At 64.5% G+C, this 977-nt stretch carries 1 protein-coding gene; it reads left to right on the top strand.

The window, feature by feature from the left end; genetic code table 11:
- Positions 1-193 precede the first annotated feature (193 nt).
- A complete protein-coding gene (locus H7I87_RS25895; RefSeq protein WP_083071861.1) occupies positions 194-856 on the top strand; it encodes a hypothetical protein in 663 nt (220 codons plus the stop codon).
- Positions 857-977 lie beyond the last annotated feature (121 nt).

Here is a 977-nt window from a genome sequence, read left to right as displayed (position 1 = left end):
TCCAGCGACCAAGGACCAGGAGCGCCGGCGAGAAGCAACGCCGGAAACCCCTGCCGCCCAACGACTTATCCACCAACCAACGAGCCGCCATCAACCCCAACACCACCCACATGAAAGATTGAGGTTAGCTGGCGCGTTGCGCGCAGGCGCGATAGCTGAACAGTATTACCAGCGCGCGGCACGTGGTCGAACCATGCAGGCGGTCGCTACGGCTGGCATCGCGGTTTTCGCCGCCGTCGACTTGCTCCTCCGCGACTGGCGCCACGGCATCCTATTGCTGCTGCTTGCCGCCTTCATTGGTGCGTCCACCATGCGCCGTGAGTTCCGGCGCGCGCAGCTCACCACCCGGCTCGGGAAACTACGTTCCGCGGCTGAGGTGAGTGGCGACGTCGACGCCGAGGACCTCACTCCCCCACCGAGGCCCCGACAACGTAACGTCTGGCTGCTTGCCCTGATGGTGGTCGTCGTGGGTGTGGGCGGTGTCGGCTTCGCCGCGTTGAGCAGTCAGCCGCGCCGGGATTGTCGCACCGCCGCGGCCGCGGTCCAGTTGCTGCACGATCGTTCCGACCTGCTGGATTTAAAGACCATCGTCGTCGGGGGCCCCGACTTGGCCGCCTACCGGAACTGGGCTGAACAGCTCTCGCGGATGGCTGCTGGGCAGGTTTCCGCTGTCGACATTGCACCGCATCTGCGGGCGATCGCTGATCGTGCTCGCGAGGGGCTTTCCCTTGTCGCTCAGGCCCGCAATGCGCCACCACCACGGCCTGTCATGGAACTGCAGCTCGCTTATGGGCAGGACATGTGGTCAATCCTGGATGAAGAAAACGCCCTGACGGCTGCATGCCATCCGCGCTAGCCTCAATCTTTCATGTGGGTGGTGTTGGGGTTGATGGCGGCTCGTTGGTTGGTGGATAAGTCGTTGGGCGGCAGGGGTTTCCGGCGTTGCTTCTCGCCGGCGCTCCTGGTCCTTGGTCGCT

The organism is Mycobacterium timonense, assembly GCF_025821985.1.
Lineage (GTDB): Bacteria > Actinomycetota > Actinomycetes > Mycobacteriales > Mycobacteriaceae > Mycobacterium > Mycobacterium avium.
This window is presented reverse-complemented; position numbering and strand designations above follow the sequence as displayed.